Below are 1,043 nucleotides of genomic sequence, written 5' to 3'. Positions count from 1 at the left end.
ACACAGTGGACGCGAGCAACTGAGGACAAGCCCTCGGCCTATTAGTACCAGTCAACTCCACCCGTTACCGGGCTTCCATATCTGGCCTATCAACCCAGTCGTCTACTGGGAGCCTTAACCAATCAAGTTGGTGGGAGTCCTCATCTCGAAGCAGGCTTCCCGCTTAGATGCTTTCAGCGGTTATCCTTTCCGAACGTAGCCAACCAGCCATGCCCTTGGCAGGACAACTGGCACACCAGAGGTTCGTCCGTCCCGGTCCTCTCGTACTAGGGACAGCCCTTCTCAAGACTCCTACGCGCACAGCGGATAGGGACCGAACTGTCTCACGACGTTCTAAACCCAGCTCGCGTACCGCTTTAATGGGCGAACAGCCCAACCCTTGGGACCGACTCCAGCCCCAGGATGCGACGAGCCGACATCGAGGTGCCAAACCATCCCGTCGATATGGACTCTTGGGGAAGATCAGCCTGTTATCCCCGGGGTACCTTTTATCCGTTGAGCGACGGCGCTTCCACAAGCCACCGCCGGATCACTAGTCCCTACTTTCGTACCTGCTCGACCCGTCAGTCTCACAGTCAAGCTCCCTTGTGCACTTACACTCAACACCTGATTGCCAACCAGGCTGAGGGAACCTTTGGGCGCCTCCGTTACTCTTTAGGAGGCAACCGCCCCAGTTAAACTACCCACCAGACACTGTCCCTGATCCGGATCACGGACCCAGGTTAGACATCCAGCACGACCAGAGTGGTATTTCAACAACGACTCCCCCGCCACTGGCGTGACGAGTTCACAGTCTCCCACCTATCCTACACAAGCCGAACCGAACACCAATATCAAGCTATAGTAAAGGTCCCGGGGTCTTTCCGTCCTGCTGCGCGAAACGAGCATCTTTACTCGTAGTGCAATTTCACCGGGCCTATGGTTGAGACAGTCGAGAAGTCGTTACGCCATTCGTGCAGGTCGGAACTTACCCGACAAGGAATTTCGCTACCTTAGGATGGTTATAGTTACCACCGCCGTTTACTGGCGCTTAAGTTCTCAGC

1 rRNA gene is annotated in these 1,043 nt (G+C 55.6%); it reads right to left on the bottom strand.

From position 1 onward, the window contains the following. Positions 1-21: 21 nt before the first annotated feature. Positions 22-1,043, bottom strand: a 23S ribosomal RNA gene (locus ACZ53K_RS42720); the annotation flags it as partial.

This window comes from Streptomyces sp. NPDC033221 (assembly GCF_055577005.1).
Note: the sequence above shows the minus strand (reverse complement) of the source record. Positions and strands in the feature narration are given on the sequence as shown.